This window comes from Candidatus Hydrogenedens sp. (assembly GCA_035361075.1).
Taxonomy (GTDB): domain Bacteria; phylum Hydrogenedentota; class Hydrogenedentia; order Hydrogenedentales; family Hydrogenedentaceae; genus Hydrogenedens.
In genome coordinates this window covers 17,394-42,293 of record DAOSBX010000024.1, presented here as the reverse complement: position 1 = coordinate 42,293, position 24,900 = coordinate 17,394, and the positions used below count along the sequence as shown (strand labels likewise).

The following is a 24,900-nucleotide window of genomic DNA, read 5'->3' as shown; positions in this document are numbered from 1 at the left end:
TTTAACGCATTCCAAAGAGGAACCGCAATATTTTATATTTTCCTATAATAAAGTGGTAAATAACAAATATAAGAATGACAGAAAATAAAATAATAATGAAAAATTGATGCCATATATTTATGTTCCATTGAATTACATAATAGGCAACAACAACAATGATTGTTTGATGAATAAGATATATAGGATACGAGGCTTCGGTAAGATATTGTAGCCCTTTTGAGGTGCAGTGTAGGTATTTTTTGCTGTAACTTAATATCCAAATAAGCCAGAACCATGAATTAAACCGACGCAGGATATAAAATAGAACATCCATAGTTGAGTACTTTGCAAATGGAGGGAAAATGGAAATTATGATAATATAGGTTGACATGGTTATAATGCCGAGGTATAGGGATAAGTCTTTTTCTTTGTAGATTGCATGTTCGATGGATTCGTGAGATGCAATGAAGAACCCAATAATGAAATAGGTGTAGTAGTAGAAGGGGTTCTTATCACTAAAAAAGGGTATTTGCTCTGCTAATCCTGAGATGATAGGGTATAGGAGTAATAAACTATGTTTAGATATTTTTTTATCTATTGATTCGGAACGTTTTCTCAATATGGAAAATAAAGGTATCGATAGGATACTGAATATATAAAGATAAAGAATGAACCAGAGATGGGCAGGGGTAAATGAACCGTTGTATCCTGTGAAGTTATCCTTAATACTTGTGAAGTATTGAGAAATAAATTGTAGGAATGAAGTATTTGGTTCGTGTTTTAAGTAGGCAAAATAAGGTTGTGGTGGAACAATAATGAAGATGCCGAAAATAAGAGGGATTAGAAGGCGTCGTGTCCGTTCAATAAAATATTCTTTGTCAGTCCTTTTTAAGGTAGCGTAGTAGGAAGACATACCTGCTAATAGGAATAAAAGGGGCATATGCCACGGAGAGAGAAGAAAGACAAATATATTTATCAATGGATGTGTTTCTGAACCTTTAACATAAAAGGATTCATATTCAAAGAAGACCATTGCGGTATGAAACGGAATTAGAAGCAGTACAGCAATAATTCGTAGCCAATCGATATATCTTTTTCTGTCGAACCCTGAAAATGGAGGAGTTTGCATATTTCAGTAATGTAAAAGGTGTTTGTAATGTTTGTAATACTGTGCTAACTTTTCTTTTGGTCTAAAGTTTTGCGTACCATTTTTAATAAATCTTTTCTTCCAAAGGGTTTATTGAGCAAATTTAGTCCTTCATCGAGTATGAAGTTTGTGTGTATCGAATTTTCTGTATAACCTGTGGATAGAATAACGGGTAATTGGGGTTTGATGTTTTTAATTCTATTATAAACCTCTTTTCCACCTAATACGGGCATGATAACATCTAAGATTGCGAGGTCAATTTCCTGAATGTGTTTGAAAAAGATATTGAGAGCTTCTTCGCCATTTTCAGCGGAGAAAACACGATAACCAGCCTGCTCAAGAATACGTGTAGCCACAGAACGGACAGCAGAGTCATCTTCTGCTAAAAGAATGGTCTCATTTCCAGTAAGAGGAACTTCACTTTCTTCCTCTTTATCACCTTTCTTGATTTCTATCTCATCCATAACAGCTGGTAGGTAAACTTTAAAAGTTGTTCCTTTATGTTCTTCAGAATAGGCATGGATAATCCCACGATGTTGTTGAACCAGCCCGTATACGGTAGATAGCCCTAATCCTGTTCCTTTGCCTGGGTCTTTAGTCGTGAAAAATGGGTCGAAACAATGTTCCAAAACATCTTTGTCCATTCCCACACCTGTATCTGTAACAGATATTAAGACATACTTTCCTGGGTCTGCCCATGGGATACCTCGTGTTTGTTCTTCTGATAGGTAGATACTTTTAGTTTCGATGATAAGTTTTCCGCCATCTGGCATAGCATCATTGGCATTGGTACAAAGATTCATGAGTATAACTTCAATAGCATTGGGGTCTGCTTCAATCTGAGGAATTGATGGGTCATATAAAGTCGTAATCTCGACATTTTCTTGAATAAGTCGTTGTATCATACCTAATATATTTTTAACAATATCATTAATATTTATGACCATTTTTTTAAGAATTTGTTTTCTTGCAAAAGCTAATAGCTGTCGGACTAATGTGCTTGCTTTTTGATTTGAGGATTCAATTTCTTTGATATAGGTAAGTACAGGTGAGTCAGGAGGTAATTCTCTCTCTGCTAATTCTGCATAGCCCATCATTACGAGAAGGTGATTGTTAAGGTCGTGAGCAACACCACCTGCCAATTGTCCGATACTTTCCATTTTTTGGGACTGCTTTAAGTCATTAAGAATAGTTAATTCTTGGGTAATATCTCTAAAAGTAATTACAAGGTTAAATAATTCTCCATTTTCACTGAATAGGGGAGAGATAGCATATTCTACGGTATAGAAGATATGCTCTTGCCTTGATAGCTCATATTCACCCCGGATTACCTTGCCAGATTTGAGTATATTTAATTTTTTAATTATTTTTTCCTGATAAAAATATTCGCTGAAGAAAGTTGATATATGTTTTTTTACAATAGTGTTTAGTTCAATTCCAGAAATTTTAGTTACTGCGGGATTTGCATAAATAATGATGCCTTCCAAATCCGTAATAATAACCCCTTCATCGGTAGATTCGATAGTTTTGATGAGCAAATCTCTTTGTTGTTCTATTTTTCTTTTTTCTTGATTGATAATTGCTAATGCTAATTGGTCAGCAACCTGACATGCGAAATTTATTTCATCATCGTCCCATGTATGTTTGTTATTTGTGTATTCAAAACAGATAAGACCAACATTTTTTCCACCGACACGAATACCTACATCTAACATAGATTTAATATCGAGGGGTATTAAGTAATTTTTGCCATATCCACAGGTTCGTGGGTCTTCTAATGCATTATGTGCGTCTATGTATTTTGTATTTTTCAATTCTTTAAACTCATTAGCAAAATCTTCTTCCGTTAATACGAATCCAGAGGAGTGGATATTAATGGAATATTCATAATGGTCAATGCAGATTAATTTTGTAGCATTTTCATTGAAGAGCCAGATATTAACGCGTGGAATTTTTAATTTTTTACCAATTTCTTCGGTAGTGATTCGTGCTAATTCGTTAAAGTTGCCTTCGGCGACTTCAGGACGTGTGAGAATATATGAAATGATTTCCCGTTCGAGAATTACACGGTTTGTTTTTTCTTTCTCTTTTTCCTCTCTTTTTTTCTTTTCATCTATATCAAAGATGTATCCCTGGAGATAAAGGAACGTATCATTATCCCAGACACCTGTCCCAATTTCTTCAACCCATTTGAAGTATCCATCATGATGTAGAACACGGTAGAAAAGATGGAAAGTTTGTCTTTGAGCAATTTTTTCGTTAATTTCATTGTAAACATAATCTAAATCTTCTGGGTGTATCAGTTGGGCATATGTGATGCGTGATGTAAGTAAATCCTCTTTTGAATATCCAGTAAGGTCAAAGATACCGTCAGTAATATAAAACATTGTATAGTTTTCGTCGTTCTTGCATATATAGACGACACCAGGAAATTGCTCTGTTAAGACGCGGTATCTTCGTTCACTCTCTTCTAATTTTTTCTGGGCTATTTTTGATTGTTGGAGGAGTGATTCTAATTTAATATTGGTTTTAATATTACGATATGCGGATATGATGGATATAATAGAGATAATAAGCAAAGTCCAGATGATAAGAAGTGAAGCAATCAGGTAAGGATGTTGTTTAAGGAAATAAGAAATGGTTTCCGTTTCTGCTTTGTCAAAAGGTGGAAGCTTGAGTTTACTTATTAATGCTTTAACACCGAGATAATTTTGTGGTGTTGTCCAGCCTGCTGAATCGAAACATTGTGCCTCTATGCTATCAGGGGAGATTTTTATAAGTGCTATGATAACCTTTTTTTTGACTTCTTCTGGAACGGTGTTATGGACAATACAACACGATTCGGGATAGGCATCGGTACTATGTGGAAATGTGATAGTACGGTCATCTTTTGGATTTAATATTTTTATGTCTTTGGATTGTATGATTCCATCATTAATAAATTTTTGGAGGTAGAATGCGCTTATACATCCTGCATCGGTAGTGTCTGATAGAACCGAACGAACAACTGCATCATGACTGCCAGTAAAAATTAATGATGATAAATCTTGATATGGGTCTATTCCGTGAACCTTGAATTCATATAGAGGAAGTATCCAACCAGAGAAGAAATATTTACCTGGGGCGGAGACAGATTTACCTTTCAGTTGTTCTAAATCATTAATATCGGTGCGGTTTGCTTTACAAAAGATGACCCCTGCTTGATGTTCAATATTTTTATTAGGTCCTTTGCGCGAGATTGTTGAGATGACAGAATAATTAGCCATATTCTCTGCATAAATGAATATGTAAGGATTACATATTATAAAGTCGAGTTCACCCCATGGAATGATTTGAAGAAGCTGTTCATCAGAAAGAGTTAAAAATTTTATTTCAAATTCAGGAAGTTCCGCAGATAAATAGTCTGTGAAGGGTTTGATGTAGTCAGGATTGGAAAGTTGTTCTGTAAATTTTTGGTAGCCAAATGTAATTACTTTTTTAGTAGTTAGCGTGGCTGTATCAGCATTGTTAAAAATCGTATTTGTAAGAATAAAAATGTTGAATAATAGTGTTAACATGTTTGCATATCTTATGTTGTTAGTTCATTATAATAAAAATGATATGTTATTTGCACTGATTATGCAAGTAAGAATATGTAATTTTACAATTTAATTTTTCTATTAAATAAGGCCTCTGAACAAAGGAGATGGGTTGTTTTAGGATAAATTATGTATGTAATTACAAGATAAAATCTCGAAGAAAATGAAACGTTTATTTTCATCCGTTTAATTTTATTTTTATCTGTTTCAGTTTAAAAATTATTTGTTCATTTTTTTTAGCATAGAGGTTTTATATAAATTTATTGTATTTAGAGGTATTTTGTTAAATTTTTAACAAAATCTCTTATTTCATCTCGAACTCTACGGTAAATATTCAGTTTTTCTTCATCTGTTTTTGCAAATTGAGCTAAATATGGAGGGTCATCAAAGCCGATATGGATAACTTTGACTTTTCCTGGAAATAAGGGACACTTTTCTCTTGCATTATCACAAACTGTGATAACGAGGTCGAAATCTTTTATTGGCAATTCATTAATAGTTTTTGAATACTGCCCAGACATATCTATGCCTGATTCTTTCATGACATAAACCGCATAGGAGTTTAAACCATGTTTTTCGACTCCAGCGGAAAAGGCTTCAATAATATCAGCCCAAAAGTGTCGTGTCCAGGCTTCAGCCATCTGGCTTCTGCATGAATTACCTGTACATAAGAACAAAACGTTTTTCTTTATATTTTTAGACATTTTATTACACTCCTTTCATTCTTAAAAATGTATGCCTTATTGTTAATTACAAGAGTCTCTAAAATTTTTAATACGGTGGAACGTAAGATAATTAGCGTCATGGAAGTTGTTAGCACCGCCTAAAAAGTCATCGTATGCGGTTCTTACAACAGCGATAATGTCGTCATTTTCAAATACCCAATCTGCATATTGAAAACCATGTTTTTCAGTATCTTGGTGATGTAGTATCATTTTACACGGCGTCCACTGAAATAGGTCGGGACTATATGCTAACACTAATGTATTTCTAATTTTTGCAGAATGTTGTTTTTTTACCTCCTCTTCTGTAGGCCAATTACACAATGTCCAATATTTTTGTGTTTTTTCATCATAACGGATTGTGAATTTGGTGGATCCACCATTAAAATTTATGAAACCTTTTTCAGGGTCAAAATGGATTGTTTTACCATCATTATCAATCTCTACCATTGCACATTTTCCGCCCTTACGAGTATCCACTCTCAAAATGTTTACTAAAGTATTATTTTTTGTTGGTACAATATTTCCTTCTAACCAGGCATAAAATTCACCATTAAGCCAATCTTTGGATTTTGCGATATAATTGCTAAAAGTCCAGTTTCTTGAATCTAACAGGTTGGAATCAATAGGAGCACTCATCACTATTGCCCTATAACGGTCACCCCAACGCTCACTCCCCATGGCGTCTTCAAAGGCTCGCCATAGTTTGCCATTAAACTCAATAATAGGTACAGGTGCAGTGTGATATTGGCCAATCTCTAAAATGCCGAAATTCCGCGTAGATGGTTCAGTCCATATATAGCCCTCGTCAACGGATTTGCGAATAACAATGTTCCCATGATGTTTATCTGTGCCTAAGAGATAAACAGAGTTGTTGTGAACAAAAATGCTTGCCCAGAACATCCCTCTGACAGTGGAAATTCGCCTCCATGAGTTACCAGAATCATCAGAACGATAAACATGAGTTACTGCAAGTGTATGTTCGGTAGACATCGGACCAAATTCATCATGTTTCGCAAGATATACACATTCCCGAAGACTAATAATACCTGGCGAACCTATATATATCCCAGAATTTGCAGGAGAATATGCGACAATAGTCCCTGGTGGAAGTTCAGCAAAATATAGGGCAATGGACAAGGTCATGATAAAGTAGGGTACCATAAATGGATTCCTTTTTATGAACTGGTTTAATATAAAACATATTCGAAAGGGATTATATGAGTTATGAAAGATATAATTCAAGGTTTTAATATACCTAACGATAAGTAAATATAGGTAATTTGACTTTTATACTTCGGTTTTGGTATAAATGGTAGAAATTTTATAGAAGGTAAGGGATATGTCTATACTTATTAAGCAAATTTTAGATATAGAGGGAAAGGCTGAAAGAATATTAGAAGAGGCTCGACAAGAAGCCAAAAAGATTGTTGAACGTGCTGAAGAAGAAGCCAAAAAGATTGTAGAAGAAATAGAAAAAAGTAATGAAGAAAAGATTAAGAAGTATCGTGAAAGTGCTGAACAGAAAGAAAAGCAAGAAGAAGAAAAATTAAAGATTGAAGGTGAATCAGAAATAAGAAAGGTACGTGAAGTTCCGCAGAGTAAAATTGAAGAGCAAGTAAAATTTGTTGTGAATAGGCTCAAACAGTTTTAGGGAAAGAAAGTACGGGCTATGGCTATAGACCGAATGAAAAAAGTTACATTATTATCGCCAAAGAAGGCATCACAGCGGTTGCTTAAAACGTTGCACAGTTTGGGCATTTATGAAGTAACGGATGTTCTAACTAATTATCCTGAATTGAAAGAGTGCTTAAAACGGCCTGATATTGTAACAGAAGAAATTGATACAAATTTACAGAAAATACAAACGATTTTATCTTTGTTGGATATTTTTGCTCCTGTAGTAAAAGGATTTATTCAGGGTTTGGCACCTGTTCCGTTATTAATTACCAAAGAGGAATTGGATAATGCTCTTCATAAGTTTAATTTAGAAGAAGTTTTTCGTGTAGCACAAGACCTTGATGTAGAATATCGGAAGGTGGAGAGGGCTATATCCACAATTGAAAATCAAATTGTGGAATTAGAACCGTTTGAAGATTTACCGTTTACCATTCGCGATTTTAAGAGCACAAAAAGGGTAAAACTTTTATTTGGCAAGATTTCTTATGCTTCTTATTTGGAATTGATTAATAAGGGTTCGTTAAACAAAAAAACGGCAATAGAATTGGTACATCATGGAACGTGTTATCGGCAAACAGGGGAAGTTAATGATATTCCAAAATACACAGCCAAGGATGAGGTTTGGGTACTTGTAGCATGTTTACCTATGGATATTGAAGAAGTTCAAAAAGTTTTAAGGGAAAATGGCTTCGAAGAGATTGTATTACCAGAAATTTTTGGAACTGTTCGTGACCATATCCGAGAACTTAAGGCAGATCTGGCAGGGTTACGTGTGCAAGCCCAAGAAATTGCAAATAAAGCACATAAACTGTCTGTTCACCGTCGGACAGTCGAGGTATTGAAGGCTTATTGGGACAATAAAAAACGGATGGTTATGTCCAAAACATTAGCAGTTGAGGGAAAGTATATCCAGATATTAACAGGTTATGTTCGTGAAAGGGACTTGGAAAAATTAAGTCAGACATTGAAGTCTGAGATGCCGGAAGTTTCGATATTAGTAGATGACCCTGCACCAGGGGAAGATGTTCCAATAAGTATTACATTACCCCCATTAGTACGTCCTGTCCAGATGTTAATTAATATGTATGGTTTACCTCCTTATGATTTCTTTGACCCATCACCTTATTTGATGTGGGGGTTTTACTTATTTTTTGGGATATGCTTCGGCGATGTGGCTTATGGGCTGATTTTGTTATTAGCAAGTCTTTACCTTATGAGACGAACCAAACCTTATGAAGGTATATATAATTTTTCAAAATTACTATTTTTTGCCTCCTTACCGACAATTTTATTCGGTTTTCTATTAGGTTCTTTTTTTGGTGATTTATATAAACCTGAATATTTAGGTGAAAATAATATTTTCCAGAGGGTAATTGAAAAAACGACAATACTAAATCCAATGGACCAGCCAGTAGTATTATTGCTTTTTGCTTTGTTTATTGGGATTGTAAATCAATTTTTTGGCATCGGTTTGAAAATGTATGGTATGGCAAAGCGAGGTGATAAAGCAGGAGCAATTATGGACGGATTATTATGGCTTATCGCTTTGCCTGGCTTTATTATCATCGTTAGTGGTATGTTTATTACTCCACCAGTGTGGTTGAATTGGCTTGGTATCGCATTATTTGGGTTAGGAGCATTAGGGTTAGTCTTAACTCAGGGACGCGACCAGACAAACCCAATTGCCCGATTTATTACAGGGTTAATTAGTCTTTACGGTATTGTAGGTAGTTATGGTATCACCGCATTTATTGGTGACACGATGTCGTATTGCCGTTTATTGGCATTAGGATTAACTACCTCTATAGTGGCTATGTCTTTCAACATGATTGCGAATCTTGTACGCCCCATCCCTTATGTAGGGTTTTTCATATTTATTTTTGCTTTGGTTATTGGACACATGTTTAATTTCCTGATTAGCGTAATGGGTGCTTTTGTGCACTCAATGCGTCTTATTTTAGTTGAATTCTTTGGTCGCTTCTACGAAGGTGGTGGAAAGGCGTTCGAACCGTTAGGTTTTAACTCTGAAAATGCAATTTTAGTAAGTTCTGATGAGAAAAAATAAAATGAAAATAAATGTAAATGGAATAAATCAACTGATAACCGTTAAAACATGGAGATAAGTGTATGGATAACGCACTTGCAATCGAAATTGGTCGTGGATTAGCAATCGCAGGAGCAGGTTTAGCCGTAGGTTTAGGATGCTCCGGGTCCGGAAAAGGAATTGGTATCGCTTCTCAAGCGGTAGGTGGCGTGTTAAGCGAAAAACCGGACCTTTTTGGAAGACTATTGGTGCTACTGGCATTGCCTGGAACGCAAGGGTTCTATGGATTTATTACTGCCATACTTATCTTTGTCCGTTCAGGTTTAATCTCCGGACAGATGATAATCACACCTGGGACAGGGTTAGCCCTGTTCGTTTTGGGATTAGGAGTTGGACTTGCATTGTATTTCTCCGCCCAATGGCAGGGTGAAGCGTCAGCGGCAAGTATTTCATTAGTTGCACGAAGACCCGAGGCATTTGGTCGCTCTGTTATATTGCCTGCTATGGTAGAAACGTATGCTGTGGTAGCATTGTTAGTGGCTATCCTTGCTATTAACTGGTTAACTGCTGATAATAATGTAACTGCATATATTCGTGGACAATAAGAATAACATCTTACTGTATCCATTGTAAGGAAAAAACAATGGCATTAGAAGAAATTAATAAAGCGGTATTAGAATCAGTTCAGCATGAAGCGGAATTGATTATAAAAGCCGCACAAAAAGAAGCCGACGAAAAAAAGAAATCTGCTCAGAGAAATGCCGAGGAAAAAGCGGAACGGCAGTATCAAACTGCTATTCGCAATATTGATGAAGAGATGGCACGTAAATTAGTTCAGGTTCAGGGACAAATCAATAAAGAGATTCTAAAAGAAAAGAATCAGATAATAAATCAAGTGTTTCAAAAAGCGAAGCAGGAAATACTTCGTATCCCTGGAAATGAATATCAGCAATTAATGCAGAAGTTAATGGAACGTGCCATTGCCAATGAGTCTAACGGCATTCTTCGAGTCCATAAAGACGATTTGAATATATTTAAAACCTTGGTTACTAACTGGAATGCTCAAAAGGGAGCAGGTGCCATTACAATTGATGAACAAAATTATCTCCCTGCACGTGGAGGTTTTTTGTTTATCGGTAAAGGCTTCCAGATTGACCAGACGATAGATACTCTTTTGGCAGATTTACAACGGGAATTAGTCCCAGTCATTGCACAGAAGTTATTTAGTGAGAACACTTAATTTAGGAAACAAGAAGGAGTAGGTGTTTGAAAGCCCTTTCGAAAGGACAACATCGTTGGGGATTTGTATGTGGACAAATCAGCGTATTAGAAGGGCGGTTAATGTCCTATGACTTTTTTATGAATCTTGGAAGTATCGAGAAGCCAGAGGACGTATTACATCGTCTTCAAGAGACAACATTACGTGAGTTTATGGTTCCTGGGGCAGAGACGTGGGAGGACTGGAGCACGATAATTGATAATTATGTTCATGCTCAGATATATGAATTAAAGAAAGCATGTCCTTCACCAGAGATTACGGATGTATTTTTATTAAGTGAAGATTATGTAAACCTAAAACGAGCAATAAACGGCAAAAATCCTCTTTTCCCTAAAAATATTTTTACCGAATCACGACTTGCAGAAATTGCTTCCGCTAATCCATCGTTATTCCCAGAGGTTATCCGTCCAGCAATAACGGCGATATGTAATCCTGCAGGGGTTCAATCTGAAAATCCGCTGATTACAGACATTGTTTTAGATGGTAGTTATTTGAGGCATTATTTAGATCTTATTTCACAATTAGATTGTCCACTATTAAAAGATTGGTCTGAACTTAGAATTTTGTCGAAATTAATAGTTGTATTGTGGCGTGCATTGAAGGCAGGGCATAACTTGAAAATGTTTCAACAATATCTTCTGCCTATTGAGCCATTTAATCATCTTGTCGGTGAGTTGTGTAGTATAAATGAACTTCGGTCTTGGGGTGGAGTTATCCCAGGAATTGTAGGAGATATATGGCGTGAATGTTTAGACTTAAGTGAGGATGAACAAATTCCGAAGTTTGAACAAATGACCTCAGATTTACTTACGAACTATGTTAAACATGCAAAATTACAAACAATGGGTCCTGAGCGAGTTGGAGCTTTTTGTTGGGGAATGCATGTTGAGGCATTTAACTTAAAACTGCTTATTAGTGGGAAGCTGAATGGCTTGCCCTCAGCAATGTTGAAAGATAGGATAAGGCAAACGTATGTATAAAGCGTATGTTATAGGTGAAAAAAGTTTAATTCAAGGATTTAAATCCGCAGGTTTTGAAGTATTTCATGCCTTGACGCCGAACGACCTGCAGAGGGCATTTCAGCAAATACAACAAGATGGTGGGGCAGAAATTATCTTGATTACAGAAGAACTTGCTCAGGAATCGAAAGAACTTATTCAGGATTATCGTTTAATTAGCAATGCTGTTATTACGACAATACCTACACATAAAGGAAGTATCCATCTGGGCTTTAAAGAGTTGAAGCGTCAGATAGAGTATTCCATTGGAGTAGATATGCTCGGTAAAGAGGAACAATCCTGATGAAAATAAATAATAAAAATATATGTGAAATAAATTATATGATGAATAAAAATAAGGAACATTAGGGAAATAGAATATGAGCACAAACATTCAGGGTGAAGTTGTTAAAGTATCCGGACCGTTAGTAGTTGCGCGTGGTTTGTCCGGTGCACGTATGTATGAAATGGTTCGGGTCGGAAATGCCAAATTGTTTGGCGAAATTATTGAAATACGTGGAGAAGATTATTCCATACAGGTGTATGAAGAGACCGGAGGTATTGGTCCGGGACAACCTGTATTCAGGACAGGAGAAGCATTAAGCGTAGAATTAGGACCCGGATTGATTCGGTCTATTTATGATGGAGTACAGCGTCCCTTAGATAAAATAGCAGCACAATTTGGTGAGTATATTGTCCGTGGGGCAGAAAGTCCTTCCTTAGACCGTACCATGATTTGGAAATTTGAACCAGTGGCTAAGGTAGGTGACCACGTTGTACCTGGCGATATTTTGGGGACTGTTCGTGAGACAAAGTTGGTTGTTCATAAAATAATGGTTCCTCATGGTGTAGAAGGAACAGTAAAGAAGATAGGACCCGTAGAAGGTAATGTAGATACGGTAATAGCGGTTATTGAAACTGAGAAAGGTCTACGTGAATTAACTATGGTTCAACGTTGGCCTGTTCGTCAGCCGAGACCAGTAGCAAAGAAACTCCCGCCATTAGAACCCTTGACCACAGGGCAACGGGTATTGGATATGTTTTTCCCGATGACGAAAGGAGGAACTGCATGCGTTCCTGGTCCATTCGGTAGTGGAAAGACCGTGGTTCAACATCAGTTAGCAAAATGGGCTAATGCAAGTATTGTGGTGTATGTAGGTTGCGGTGAACGCGGAAATGAAATGACAGACGTGCTTATGGAATTCCCCGAGTTAAAAGACCCTGAATCGGGCGAACCACTTATGGAACGAACGGTGTTAATAGCTAATACATCAAACATGCCTGTGGCTGCTCGTGAAGCGAGTGTATTCACGGGAATCACAATTGCGGAATATTTCCGCGATATGGGATATAGTGTGGCTTTGATGGCTGACTCAACAAGTCGGTGGGCAGAAGCCATGCGTGAAATGTCAGGACGTTTAGAAGAAATGCCAGGTGAAGAAGGTTATCCTGCATACTTAGGGACACGGATTGCGAGTTTCTATGAACGGTCGGGAAATGTGATTTGTTTAGGCTCAGATAAAAGAAATGGAACACTATCTTTAATTGGTGCAGTTTCTCCCCCAGGCGGTGATTTCTCCGAACCTGTTGTGCAGGCTACCTTGCGTGTAGTGAAGGTTTTTTGGGGGTTAGATGATAAATTAGCGTTTGCAAGACATTTCCCTGCTATTAACTGGTTAACCTCTTATTCACTATATCAGGAAGTTGTTGATAAGTATGCAAATGAGAACTATAATCCCAAATGGTCTGAAGTTCGTAGACGAGCAATGGCAATTTTACAGAGGGAAGCTGAATTAGAAGAATTAGTTCGTTTGGTAGGTATGGATGCATTACCTGCGGAAGACCGCTTACTTATGCAGGCGGCAAAAATGATAAGAGAAGACTTTTTACATCAGAATGCATTTGATGAAATCGATACATATTCCTCCATGTTAAAACAATTTCAACTGTTATATACCATTTTATACTACTACGATGAAGTTCGTCCTGCATTGCAAAAAGGTGTGCCATTAACAAAGTTATTGAATTTGCCTGTATTAGAGGAAATTTCAAAGGCAAAGATGATACGTGAAGATAAGTTAGACCAGTTTGATGGTTTACGAAATAAAATTTCGGAACAAGTTAAAGCATTGTTATCTTAATAAAATGGAAATTAACTCAAACAGAGTGAGGTGAACGACCGTGATTACAAAAGAATATCGCACAGTAAAAGAAATAATCGGTCCATTAATGTTGGTAGAAGGTGTTGAAGGCATTACCTTCGGTGAACTAACAGATATTCGTCTGGACGATGGGACTACCCGACGGGGTCAGGTATTAGAGGTTAATAAAGATAAAGCAGTGGTTCAGGTGTTTGAAGGAACCAGTGGTTTGGCTCCCCAGGGAGTAACTGTGAAGTTTTTGGGTAAAGGTGTAGAGTTAGGTGTATCTGAAGATATGTTGGGTAGAGTTTTTGATGGATTCGGAAGACCCATTGATGACGGGCCTCCAATTATTCCCGAAAAATGGTTAAATGTTAATGGTAATCCAATGAATCCTTTTGCTCGTGACTATCCTAACGAGTTTATTCAAACGGGTATTTCAACTATCGATTTACTAAATCCGCTGGTTCGTGGGCAGAAATTGCCCTTCTTCTCAGGTTCAGGTTTGCCACATTCAAGAATGGCGGCACAGGTAGCACGACAAGCAAGAGTATTGAAGACAGGCGAGAAGTTCGCCGTTATATTCGCTACAATGGGTATTACCTTCGAAGAATCCGAATTTTTCATTAATGACTTTCGTAGAACAGGGGCTCTTGAACGGGCAGTTTTGTTTATTAACCTTGCAGATGACCCTGCTATTGAACGTATCGCAGTCCCACGTATGGCGTTAACTGTGGCGGAATTCTTAGCCTTTGAAAAAGATATGCATGTGTTGGTTATATTAACTGACCTTACAAATTATTGTGAAGCCTTACGTGAAATCTCCGCGGCACGAAAAGAGGTGCCAGGTAGGCGTGGTTATCCTGGTTATTTATACACAGACTTGAGTACGATTTATGAACGAGCAGGCAGAATAAAGGGGAAAAATGGTTCTATTACACAATTGCCTGTGTTAACCATGCCTGAGGATGATAAAACTCATCCTATCCCTGACTTAACAGGGTATATTACAGAAGGGCAGATTATTTTAAGTCGTTCCTTACATGCACAAGGGATTTACCCACCTGTGGATGTTTTGCCTTCACTATCACGTTTGAAGGATAAAGGTATCGGTGTAGGAAAGACACGTGAAGACCATGCTAATGTCATGAATCAGTTATATGCGGCGTATGCACGCGGTAAAAATGCAAAAGAATTAGCCGTAGTTTTAGGGGAATCGGCATTGAGCGATATTGATTTATTGTATGTGAAGTTCGCAGATGCGTTTGAGGATAGGTTCATAAGGCAAGGTGAAGACGAGAACCGTAGTATTGAAGATAGTTTGCGAATCGGATGGGAATTACTCGGGATGTTACCAAAATCTGAATTGAAACGAGTAAAACCTGAATTTATAGAAAAATACTATCCAGAAAACAAATAAAGTTTCTAATAAGGTTGTCGTATGCGATTAGCAGTTAACCCAACACGAATGGAATTACTTAGGCTACGTAAGAGACTTGTTGTTGCTCAACGTGGTCATAAGTTATTAAAAGATAAGTTAGATGGTTTAATGAAGGATTTCGGGCGTATTACCGCTGAATATAAAAAGGCAAGATTAGAGGTTGATGATGAATTGCCTCAAGTTCTGAAATTATTCGTGTTGGCAGAGGCAACCTCATCACGATTGATTGTCGAAGATGCTCTGGAATCAACACGTCAAGAGATGAAAATTGAGATAAAAACACAAAGATTAATGAGTGTTCAGATTCCGAAATTGGAAATTACATTTGGGAAAAGTGAAGGGGGCTATTCATTAATCCACACCTCATCAGAATTAGACAAAGCAATTACCCAGATGAAGGAATTTTTGCCAAAACTGTTAAAAATGGCAGAATTGGAAGAAACTGTTCGTAGGCTATGTCAGGAAATAGAGAAGACGCGTAGGAGAGTTAATGCATTGGAACATACATTAATACCGAGAATGAAAGAGACTATTAAGTTTATTAAGAATAAATTAGATGAGATGGAACGTTCAACGACCAGTCAATTAATGAGGATTAAAGCCCAACGTTTAGCACAAGAGGCGAATAAATAAGGGGTATAACGGGTACGTTTCACACGGGAGTCTGACCTATTGGACATTTCTAATGAAGCAAAATAGTTTTATTTTGTCCACTCTGCTTTTATAGTCTCCTGAAAATTCCGTGCGTGTTCTTTTACCATAGAATCAGTCACGTTACCAGAATGGACATACATCCTATAACGAAAAGATAATGTATCTCCTTTTTTAATTGTATAATCACCGTTTTCGGGTAGAAGAGGTTTATTATAATCTTTATCGCGGAAATTGGAATAGCCAAAGCAATTTGCAGCGAACAAGCCATACTTACGTACATGCCAGCTTGTCGGATAGCGGAGGTTTGAAGGATTATCAAAGATTGCCAAACCTCTCCAGCCAATATCTTTGAGTTCTGCGGAATAATCACACCATGGCGTTGGTTTTCCCCAAACTTTATCTTCTCCAGTCTCACCACTTGCGATTGTGATTATACCTTTTGTAGAGATATCTGGGTGCATTCTTGCAGAAACGATACCTCCTTCCTTGGTATCTTTGAATACCGCATCTTTTTCTTCCGCTGTAAATGAGACGAAGGCATCAAAAAGACGACCTTTCTCGGGAGTTGTATAAAATCGATATTCTCGATTTTCTGTAATTACATAATTTCCGTCTTTATCGCACCATTTATTGTTGCTAATTATCCATCCATAGGCATCGCCAGAGCGATAACTTACGTTTTCAACGCGTTGTATCCCAGTTCCCTCTTCTTCTGTCCAGAGATTAACATCATTTATATTGCCGTAAGCAGTCCAAAAAGATTTATGATGTGGATGGTCCTGAGCGAATTTTGGAGTGCCTTCAGGGTTCATCGGGTAATCTCTTGTAATGGTAACCTGATTTTCAGAAAGTAATGGCCAGAGAAAAGGCTTTTTCCACTCCTTCCCGTAATGGTAGACTGTAAACAGTTTTTTGTCAATTTCTACCTTAATAGTGTCGGGTTTCTCTCCAGGAGTAATCTGAACATGATAAACATAATCTGGAGTTTTATCTTTTACGCGAACCTCATAAATACATTCTGAATTTGGAGCTATGTCATCAGGGATAAACGTGAACTCTCCATTGTGAATGGTAGCAGGGAATTCTTTTCCTGTTTTTGGATGAAGTACCGTTACAATTTTATTATCGGGTAATGTTTCTTTGCACGGTAAGGAAATCACAGGGTTTACCATTTGATAATCACTGGATTTCACCAAGATTTTCATTTTATCTAATGACTCAGAATGTGTGCTCGTTGCAACTGTAATTGAACATAGGGCAAAAGTTATTAAACAAACAAATATTTTTGAATTCATGTTATATCTCCTAGTACTATTATAGATAAAAGTTATAGGTTTTAATAGGGTTATTATAATTGGATTTCTATTTATCTTTCAAAAGGGATTTTGGTTTGGATTTTAAGTGGATTTTTTAGTATGCTTTTAGAAATATAAAGAGAAATTTTGAAGAGGAACAATTATGAAAACAATAAGAAGAGATTTTATAAAAACATGTGCATTAGGTTTAGGTGCTCTTGCGGTACATCAAAAGGGACATACTGATACATCATCTCAAAAAGAAATCAAAGAAGAAAAGCGTTTCCAAGGAGGTATAAGTCCGTGGCCAGTTGTTCTAAATACCAGCACGATACGTCCAGCTACGTTGAAGGATAAAATCAGGATTGCCCATGAGACAAAGTGGGACGGTATAGAGCCATGGATTAGTGAACTCGAGGAATATGAGAAACAGGGCGGAAATTTGAAAGATTTAGGGAAAGAGATAGAAGATTTGGGATTGATTGTCCCTAATGTGATTGGCTTATGGGATTCCATGCCAGATGGAGAGGATAATTTTAAGGCATCGTTAGAAGTTACACGAAATCGAATGAGGATGGCATCAGCAGTAGGGTCAAAACATGTTGCTTCTATTCCTGCACCTGATAGGGAGAATATCGATTTGAAATGGTGTGCCCGTTGTTATAAAGAATTACTAAAAATAGGTGAAGAGGAGTTTGGAATTCGTGTAGCGGTCGAATTTGTGGGATTTTTTAAAGGGGTATATCGTTTTGGCCAAGCGTGTGCCATTGCAATTGATGCAGATGACCCGAGGGCTTGTATTATTGCGGATACATTCCACCTATTTCGTGGTGGTTCTGGGTTCTCAGGTCTTGAATTGGTTCAGGGCAATCTTATTGGGCATTTCCATTGGAATGATGTTCCTGGAGATGTTCCAAGGGAGGAACAAGGCGATGCACATCGTATTTATCCAGGGGATGGAATTTTGCCTTTGAAGGATGTTTTGAAAACGTTAAAGAAAATAGGATATACAGGCTGTTTGTCTTTAGAGATATTCAATAGAGAATATTGGAAACAGGACTTAAAAATAGTTGCAGAAACAGGACTTAAAAAAATGCAAGATTGCATACAGGGGAGTGGAGTGTAAGATTATGGGTTTGAAACTTCCTTTAAAAACGGTTATTGTTATGTCTGTATTGGTATTTGGGTTTTATGGCTGTCAACACTTAAAAGAATGTGAAAAAGATACTTCCAGTGTGTCGTTAAATAAACCAGAAGAAGAGTGTGTTCCTTCATCTCTATTATATCGTGTTTTTATGAACGAAGAAGAGGAGCACGTGGAAGGTTCGTCAGAGATTGAGAATACAGTAGAAAATAATTCAACACCACCCGAAGGCATTGATTTTACAAAGGAGATTCCGCATATTTGGCCTATAAAAGATGGCTCTGGTCATATAAGTTCATGGTTCGGTAGTGTGAGGAGTAGGGGTGGAAGTGGCTCAAGAGTTCATAAGGGTATTGATATTATAGTTCCAACAGGAACACCAGTGGTAGCAACAGCAGATGGTGTTGTTCGTTTAGCATGTACAATGCATGGGTATGGTTTATTAATTGTAGTAGAGCATGCAGACGGAATTAATAGTGCCTATGCTCATCTGAGTAAAATATGTGTTAAAGAAGGAGATGAAGTTAAAGAAGGTGATGTGATTGGGCTGTCTGGGGCAACAGGCAGGGTAACCACTGCACATTTGCATTATGAAATAAGAAAGGAAGATACCGCCATTAATCCAGTATGGTTTCTGCCTGCAGTGGATGAGTAGGTTTTATAGAAGTAATTTTCCAAGTCCTGAATACGTTATAAGTATTGAAAAAATAATTATTTGAGAGAGTATAATATAAGTGTATTAATACATTATGAGCGTTGTTATTGAAGGAGGTCGAATATTCTGATAACTGGTAATATTCATGGTTTAAAAGCAAGTCAAATTAAAAAACTTGAATCCCTGAAAAATAGAAAGCCTGTTCCATCACGTATTATCTCGGTTGAAATAAGTAGAACGTTATGTGAATTATCCCATGAGATAGAACGGCAAATAGGTATTTTAATTGACCGTAGAGGGCATATTGTTCATGTCTGTGTAGGAAATGCTCAATCAATACCGATGCCCAATGTCGAAAGACGTGCTCTAAACAGGTTATCTGAAGTTCGTCTTGTGCATACCCATCTTAAAACAAACTCGGGTTTGGATGATGAAGATTTAAGTTATTTGGCAATTTATCGGCTTGATGGAGTTGCAGTGCTCGAAGTGGATGAAAATGCACTACCAAGAAAGATACATTTTGCACATTTATTACCTGCAAACGATGAGAATAAACCGTGGCGAATTTATCCCCCAACTACGGTATATGAGTTAAAAGATGATTTTTTAGAATTAATCCGTTCGCTCGAAGAAGAATTGGAACGAAATCGTATATTTGTAAAAGCGAACTTAAAGGGTGATAACGCTATTTTAATTCACGTTTCTACTCAACCGTTGTCGGTGATAGAAGATTCAGTTCAAGAACTTACAGAATTGGCAAAAAGTGCAGGAATTAAAGTATTAGACAAAGTAATCCAAAGGAGACCACCAGACCCTAAATATGTAATGGGACAGGGCAAACTGAAATATATATTAATACGTGCTGTTCAATTAGGGGCTGATATGCTCGTTTTCGACCAAAATTTAACACCATCACATGTGAAGGCACTATCAGATTTTACAGACTTAAAAATATTAGATCGGACACAAGTCATATTAGATATTTTTGCTCAACACGCAGTAACTCGTGAAGGTAAAATTCAGGTTGAACTGGCTCAATTGAAATATCTATTCCCATTTTTGGGTATAAAACAAACAGCCCTTTCCAGGTTAACTGGTGGGATTGGAGGTAGAGGACCTGGGGAAACAAAACTCGAAATTGATAGAAGACGTGCAAGAGACCGAATTGCTCATTTAGAACAAGAGGTGAAGGAATTAGGCAGAAGAAGAGAACTCCGTAGACAGGTTCGAACAGTTCGTCAAGTACCAACTGTTGCAATTGTAGGATATACAAATGCTGGAAAATCAACGTTGTTAAATAATCTAACCAATAGTTCTGTCATAGCTGAGGATTTCTTATTTGCTACATTAAACCCTGTTTCAAGGCGATTACGATTTCCACGAGAACGAGAGGTAATTATTATTGATACCGTAGGTTTTATAAGAAATTTGCCGAAAGATTTAATGTCAGCATTTCGAACCACGTTTGAAGAAATAAATGATGCTGATTTGTTATTGCATGTGCTGGATGTATCATCAGAAGATGTGGAAGAAAAACATGATACGGTTGTTAAACTATTACGAGATTTGGAGTTGGATACCAAACCACGGATTAATGTTTTAAATAAAATTGACAAAGCCAATTCCGAGATAGTTCAGGGACTTATTCAACAGTATGATGGTGTGCCTGTGTGTGCACTAAATCCTTCAACTTTTAGCCCTTTGTTGGAACGAATGGAGATGTTAATTTGGGACAGAAATGTTTTATTTGGTACCCAGAGATAATTATTGTTATATTGCCATTTATTATATTGGGTTGTTTAAAAAGTGGTGATATTGCAACTACCATTACTCTTGCAAAGGCTAAGGTTGGAGAATATCATGAGGTTCAAAAACAAATACAGAGTTTAGTCCAGAATCCTTCTGCACAAAGCCGATTAGCCGAATTGAAAATTAAAAGAAATTCTCTTTTGAGTGATGCAAGAAATATGTTAGAGCAGGTGAATATTCGAAATACAGATATTCAGGAGGGGATATTTGTTTATTTAGATGTTCTTGAACTTCAAGGGGATTATGATTTATCTGCAGAAGTTCTGGAAGATATTGTAAAAAAACATCCTGAAAACGGTGACCTATGGGTTCGGTTAGGATTTAATAATATGAAAAAAGGGGAAAATTGGTTAAAACCTGCATTCCAATGTTTTCAAATGGCAATCAGAAAAAAAGTTTCTGATAAAGAGGCGGTTAGAATGTGGAGATGCTTGGGAGATATTTATTGGGAATTGCATTTATTAGAATCAGCCGAAGAATCATATCAGAAAGCAGTAGCAAAACATTCTGATTTGTGGTCAAAAGTAGGCTTATCAGGTATTGATGTTGCACGAGGGAATATGTCTGATGCGGAAAAGAAGTTAACAGAGTTAGGAAAGGAACTTCAACCTTATGATGTCCCTGTGCGTTTAAGAATGCGGGAGTCACTAAAAATTTTCGAAGAAACGAACAAAAATATAAAAGATTCTTTTGATGAATACATGGCATATAGTCATATTTTATATCGGGCAGGAAGAATAGAAGATGCTATTGCTACTGGTACACATGCTCTGTTTTTGAATGATAAGTATTGGGAAGGATGGAATTTTCTGGGGAGCATCTTTTTGCAGATGGGATACTTGAAAGATGCAGAAAGAGCCCTTTCCATGTCTTTGCAACAAAATCCCGACCAACCAAATATTAAAAAAGTAGTAGATGAAATTATCAATATGAAACAGAAAGGGATGGAGAAAACCTCTCCGCCATTAATTTTTAGAAACGATTAAATCGAAGAGTATATGATTATAGATTAGTTTGGGGTATACAGATACTAATTAAACTTGTGATATTAATAAAAATATGATATAATATGGTGCATTTCTGTAAGAATTTCCATTAAAACGTGAAGAAAAATAGATATGTTTGAAACCTTATCAAAAAAATTAGAAAGTGCTTTTAAGTTCTTTCGTGGTCAACTTCGGCTAACAGAAGAGAACATGAAAGAAGGGTTGCAGATTATTCGTGTAGCCCTTCTGGAAGCCGATGTCAACTACAAAGTTGTTAAAAAGTTTATTGACGATGTTCAGCAAAAAGCGTTGGGAAAGAATGTTTTAGACAATATTAATCCGACCCAACAACTTATAAAGATTGTTTATGATGAACTTGTTGAAATTATGGGTGGTGAAAATAAAGACCTTGTGAAAGCAGTAACACCACCTACAATTATTATGATGGTTGGATTACAAGGACAAGGGAAAACAACCTCTGCGGCAAAGTTGGCGTATTACCTAAAGAAGAAAAAAGGTCAGAAACCGATGTTAGTTGCGGGTGATATTTATAGACCTGCGGCAATCAAACAGTTGGAAATATTAGCACAGCAAGCGGAAGTTGAGTATTTCTCGTTAGGTTCAGATATGAACCCCGTGGATATTGCATTGATGTCAATAGGTGAGGCAAATTTGCGAGGTTGTGACACTGTCATTTTGGATACTGCAGGTAGACTTCATATAGATACTGAAATGATGGCGGAAGTGCGACAAATAGCCCAGCAAGTAAAGCCTCATGAAATTCTTTTTGTTGCGAATGCAATGATGGGTCAAGATGCAGTCCGTTCAGCAAAACAGTTTCACGATAATGTTCCGCTTACGGGAGTAGTGTTGACGCAGATGGATGGTGATGCTCGTGGTGGTGCAGCGTTAAGTATTATCGAGGTGACGAACTGTCCGATAAAATTTATCGGGACTGGCGAAAAGATTGATGCATTAGAACAGTTTCATCCCAGACGAATGGCAGACCAGATATTGGGAATGGGGGATATTGTATCATTAGTCGAAAAGGCACAAGAGGTTGTTGATAAAGAGCAAGCCTTGAAATTTCAGGAAAAAGTCCGAAAAGCCAGTTGGGATTTGGAAGATTTCCTTGAACAGATGAGGCAGGTTAAAAAAATGGGTAGTTTTGGGGACTTATTGAAAAAAATTCCTGGTGTTGGGAAAATGCTTCCTGCTGGAATGGATTTGCCAGAAGATGAATTAAAGCATACAGAGGCCATTATATTATCGATGACAAAAGAAGAACGGAGAAATCCAAAGATTATTAATGGAAGTCGACGTAGAAGGATAGCAGAAGGCAGTGGCACCTCTGTTCAAGAGGTGAATGCACTTTTGAAAGATTTTGAAAAGATGCGTAAGATGATGAAAGACATGGTAAAAGGACCCAAAGGGAAGATTCCCAAAGGGATTGGTCCATTTATGCCAGGAGGCATGATGTGATGAAAATAAAAGCAATTAAAATAAAACATTAACATATAAAGGAAAGGAAAATTATGGCAACGGTAATACGATTAAAAAAAGGTGGTAGAACACATGACCCCTATTATCGGATTGTGGTTATGGATTCAAGAGAAAGAAGACAAGGCAAAGAAATAGACATTATTGGTTATTATCAACCAAAGGCACGTCCAAATCCAATAACCCAAATCGATGGTGAAAAATTGAAAGCATGGTTAGAGAAAGGTGCACTTCCATCGGACACTGTAAAGACATTAATGCGAAAGACAGGTGTGACAACGAATACTAAAAATAGTAATGTATAATTAAATGTATGGAGTTGAGTTGTGAAAGAGTTGGTCGAATTTATTGTAAAAAAACTGGTTAAAAATCCAGAAGAAGTTACCATATCTTCAATAGAATCAGAAGATAAGATTATCCTTCAATTAAAGGTGAACAAAGAAGATATGGGAAGAGTTATTGGAAGGAATGGTAAAACAATTAAAGCCATTCGGACACTATTAAATATAGCGTCAATAAAATTATTGAAAAGAGTAAATCTGGAAGTCCTTGAATAATTAAGGTTGGTGAAAACAGTATTGAGAAAACATGACATTGCAAATAGATGTATTAACAATATTCCCTGAGTTCTTTACCGTTCCGCTTCATCATAGTTTGTTAGGAAAAGCGATTCAAGAGGAAATTATTAAAGTGAACGTACATAATATAAGAGATTTTGCAACGGATAAACATAAGTCAGTAGACGATACTCCTTATGGGGGTGGTCCTGGCATGGTGATGAAGTGTGAACCAATTTTTACAGCAGTGGAAAGTTTGAGAGAACAAAATACTCTGGAACATGTGATTCTTCTCTCTCCTGCTGGTCAGGTTTTAACTCAGGATAAACTGAAAGAAATGGCTCAATGGAAAGATTTTGTATTGATATGTGGTAGATATGAAGGAGTAGATGAACGAGTTGTTGATGGTCTTATAACCGAAGAATTATCTATAGGAGATTATGTTTTAAGTGGCGGTGAATTACCAGCACTTGTAGTTATAGAGGCGGTAAGTCGAATGTTGCCAGGTGTTGTCGGTGAATGGGAATCTGTGACCAGTGATTCCTTGTATAATGGTTTACTTTCATATCCACAATATACGAAACCACCAGAATATCGTGGTATGAAAGTTCCAGAAGTGTTATTGTCAGGAAATCACATTGAGATAAAAAAATGGCGTGAATTGCAAGCTATCGAAAGGACAAAACGGAAAAGACCCGACTTGTATGTGAAATATCAGGAAAGACAGAAGAGAAATAGCACCGATGAAATAAATAAAACAAATGATATATAAGTAATAAACCAAAACAATAAAAAGGAGATATTCCCAATGGATGTTGTTACTGAGTATTCAGCAAAGTACAAAAAGCCCCCTGAACAGTTGCCAACGTTTAATATTGGAGATACTGTTCGCGTGCATTTTAAAATTGTTGAAGGGGGAAAGGAACGAATCCAAATTTTTGAAGGTGTCGTTATTGGACGCAAACACGGTGTAAGTCCAAATGCCACATTCACCGTACGACGCGTTACCTATGGTGAAGGTGTAGAACGTGTGTTTCCTTTACATTCCCCACGAATTGCAAAAGTTGAAGTTGTTCGTGAAGGTAAGGTGAGGAGAGCAAAATTGTATTACCTTAGAGAGAGAATAGGTAAGCATGCAAAAGTAAAAGCAAGACAACGGCTAATCTCTGAAGATATACCACAACAAGAAAATTCAGCAGAAGAACAACAATAAACGAGAAAATCTTTCAATAAAAAATAAGATTTTAATTTGAAAAATGGGGTGGAATAGGACTATATTAATAAAAATATT

At 36.9% G+C, this 24,900-nt stretch carries 23 protein-coding genes; 18 read left to right on the top strand and 5 right to left on the bottom strand.

Annotated elements, in window-relative coordinates; translation table 11 throughout:
• Position 1: 1 nt before the first annotated feature.
• The 4 genes from PLJ10_08645 to PLJ10_08630 form a co-directional block, all read right to left on the bottom strand.
• Positions 2–1,108 carry an acyltransferase family protein gene (locus PLJ10_08645; protein ID HOK09713.1) on the bottom strand — a complete coding sequence of 369 codons (1,107 nt, stop codon included), beginning with the start codon at positions 1,106–1,108 and terminating at the stop codon, positions 2–4.
• A gap of 44 nt (positions 1,109–1,152) precedes the next feature.
• Positions 1,153–4,683 carry a PhnD/SsuA/transferrin family substrate-binding protein gene (locus PLJ10_08640; protein HOK09712.1) on the bottom strand — a complete coding sequence of 1,177 codons (3,531 nt, stop codon included), beginning with the start codon at positions 4,681–4,683 and terminating at the stop codon, positions 1,153–1,155.
• A gap of 290 nt (positions 4,684–4,973) precedes the next feature.
• Entirely contained in the window at positions 4,974–5,408 is a 435-nt protein-coding gene (locus PLJ10_08635; GenBank protein ID HOK09711.1) for an arsenate reductase ArsC, read from the bottom strand.
• A gap of 42 nt (positions 5,409–5,450) precedes the next feature.
• Positions 5,451–6,590, bottom strand: a complete 1,140-nt coding sequence (locus PLJ10_08630) for an exo-alpha-sialidase (GenBank protein ID HOK09710.1) — start codon at positions 6,588–6,590, stop codon at positions 5,451–5,453.
• A gap of 178 nt (positions 6,591–6,768) precedes the next feature.
• Between PLJ10_08630 and PLJ10_08625 the strand changes: the two genes are divergently transcribed.
• The 9 genes from PLJ10_08625 to PLJ10_08585 all read left to right on the top strand — a co-directional run bounded on the left by PLJ10_08625 (position 6,769) and on the right by PLJ10_08585 (position 15,642).
• Entirely contained in the window at positions 6,769–7,080 is a 312-nt protein-coding gene (locus PLJ10_08625; GenBank protein HOK09709.1) for a V-type ATPase subunit subunit G family protein, read from the top strand.
• Positions 7,081–7,098: 18 nt separating this feature from the next.
• On the top strand, positions 7,099–9,171 hold the full coding sequence (locus PLJ10_08620) for a V-type ATP synthase subunit I (protein HOK09708.1): 2,073 nt from the start codon (positions 7,099–7,101) through the stop codon (positions 9,169–9,171).
• 62 nt (positions 9,172–9,233) lie between these two features.
• A complete protein-coding gene (locus PLJ10_08615) occupies positions 9,234–9,755 on the top strand; it encodes a V-type ATP synthase subunit K (protein HOK09707.1) in 522 nt (173 codons plus the stop codon).
• A gap of 38 nt (positions 9,756–9,793) precedes the next feature.
• Positions 9,794–10,390, top strand: a complete 597-nt coding sequence (locus tag PLJ10_08610) for a V-type ATP synthase subunit E family protein (protein HOK09706.1) — start codon at positions 9,794–9,796, stop codon at positions 10,388–10,390.
• Positions 10,391–10,416: 26 nt separating this feature from the next.
• Positions 10,417–11,409 carry a V-type ATPase subunit gene (locus PLJ10_08605; protein ID HOK09705.1) on the top strand — a complete coding sequence of 331 codons (993 nt, stop codon included), beginning with the start codon at positions 10,417–10,419 and terminating at the stop codon, positions 11,407–11,409.
• Positions 11,402–11,731, top strand: coding sequence for a V-type ATP synthase subunit F (locus PLJ10_08600; GenBank protein HOK09704.1), 330 nt, complete (start codon positions 11,402–11,404; stop codon positions 11,729–11,731). The genes PLJ10_08605 and PLJ10_08600 overlap by 8 nt, the downstream gene beginning before the upstream one ends.
• Positions 11,732–11,807: 76 nt before the next feature.
• Entirely contained in the window at positions 11,808–13,568 is a 1,761-nt protein-coding gene (locus tag PLJ10_08595; protein ID HOK09703.1) for a V-type ATP synthase subunit A, read from the top strand.
• A gap of 43 nt (positions 13,569–13,611) precedes the next feature.
• Complete coding sequence (locus PLJ10_08590; protein HOK09702.1) at positions 13,612–14,988, top strand: V-type ATP synthase subunit B; 1,377 nt, start codon at positions 13,612–13,614, stop codon at positions 14,986–14,988.
• Between the two features lie 21 nt (positions 14,989–15,009).
• A complete protein-coding gene (locus tag PLJ10_08585) occupies positions 15,010–15,642 on the top strand; it encodes a V-type ATP synthase subunit D (protein HOK09701.1) in 633 nt (210 codons plus the stop codon).
• A gap of 68 nt (positions 15,643–15,710) precedes the next feature.
• On the opposite strand, the gene PLJ10_08580 is transcribed toward PLJ10_08585, so the two are convergent.
• A complete protein-coding gene (locus PLJ10_08580) occupies positions 15,711–16,958 on the bottom strand; it encodes a PmoA family protein (protein ID HOK09700.1) in 1,248 nt (415 codons plus the stop codon).
• Between the two features lie 163 nt (positions 16,959–17,121).
• Here PLJ10_08580 and PLJ10_08575 point away from each other — a divergent pair, with 163 nt between their 5' ends.
• The 9 genes from PLJ10_08575 (at position 17,122) to rplS (ending at position 24,822) form a co-directional block, all read left to right on the top strand.
• Positions 17,122–18,084, top strand: coding sequence for a sugar phosphate isomerase/epimerase (locus PLJ10_08575; protein ID HOK09699.1), 963 nt, complete (start codon positions 17,122–17,124; stop codon positions 18,082–18,084).
• 4 nt (positions 18,085–18,088) lie between these two features.
• A complete protein-coding gene (locus PLJ10_08570; GenBank protein HOK09698.1) occupies positions 18,089–18,757 on the top strand; it encodes a M23 family metallopeptidase in 669 nt (222 codons plus the stop codon).
• A gap of 342 nt (positions 18,758–19,099) precedes the next feature.
• Positions 19,100–20,521 carry a GTPase HflX gene (gene hflX, locus PLJ10_08565; GenBank protein ID HOK09697.1) on the top strand — a complete coding sequence of 474 codons (1,422 nt, stop codon included), beginning with the start codon at positions 19,100–19,102 and terminating at the stop codon, positions 20,519–20,521.
• Positions 20,485–21,552 (top strand): hypothetical protein, encoded by a 1,068-nt coding sequence (locus PLJ10_08560; protein ID HOK09696.1) that lies wholly within the window; start codon positions 20,485–20,487, stop codon positions 21,550–21,552. The genes hflX and PLJ10_08560 overlap by 37 nt, the downstream gene beginning before the upstream one ends.
• A 132-nt stretch (positions 21,553–21,684) precedes the next feature.
• Positions 21,685–23,034, top strand: a complete 1,350-nt coding sequence (gene ffh, locus PLJ10_08555; protein HOK09695.1) for a signal recognition particle protein — start codon at positions 21,685–21,687, stop codon at positions 23,032–23,034.
• A gap of 53 nt (positions 23,035–23,087) precedes the next feature.
• A complete protein-coding gene (rpsP, locus tag PLJ10_08550; GenBank protein HOK09694.1) occupies positions 23,088–23,357 on the top strand; it encodes a 30S ribosomal protein S16 in 270 nt (89 codons plus the stop codon).
• A 21-nt stretch (positions 23,358–23,378) separates the two neighbouring features.
• Positions 23,379–23,609, top strand: coding sequence for a KH domain-containing protein (locus tag PLJ10_08545; GenBank protein HOK09693.1), 231 nt, complete (start codon positions 23,379–23,381; stop codon positions 23,607–23,609).
• A gap of 31 nt (positions 23,610–23,640) precedes the next feature.
• Positions 23,641–24,381, top strand: coding sequence for a tRNA (guanosine(37)-N1)-methyltransferase TrmD (gene trmD, locus PLJ10_08540; protein HOK09692.1), 741 nt, complete (start codon positions 23,641–23,643; stop codon positions 24,379–24,381).
• A 36-nt stretch (positions 24,382–24,417) separates the two neighbouring features.
• Complete coding sequence (rplS, locus tag PLJ10_08535) at positions 24,418–24,822, top strand: 50S ribosomal protein L19 (GenBank protein HOK09691.1); 405 nt, start codon at positions 24,418–24,420, stop codon at positions 24,820–24,822.
• Positions 24,823–24,900 lie beyond the last annotated feature (78 nt).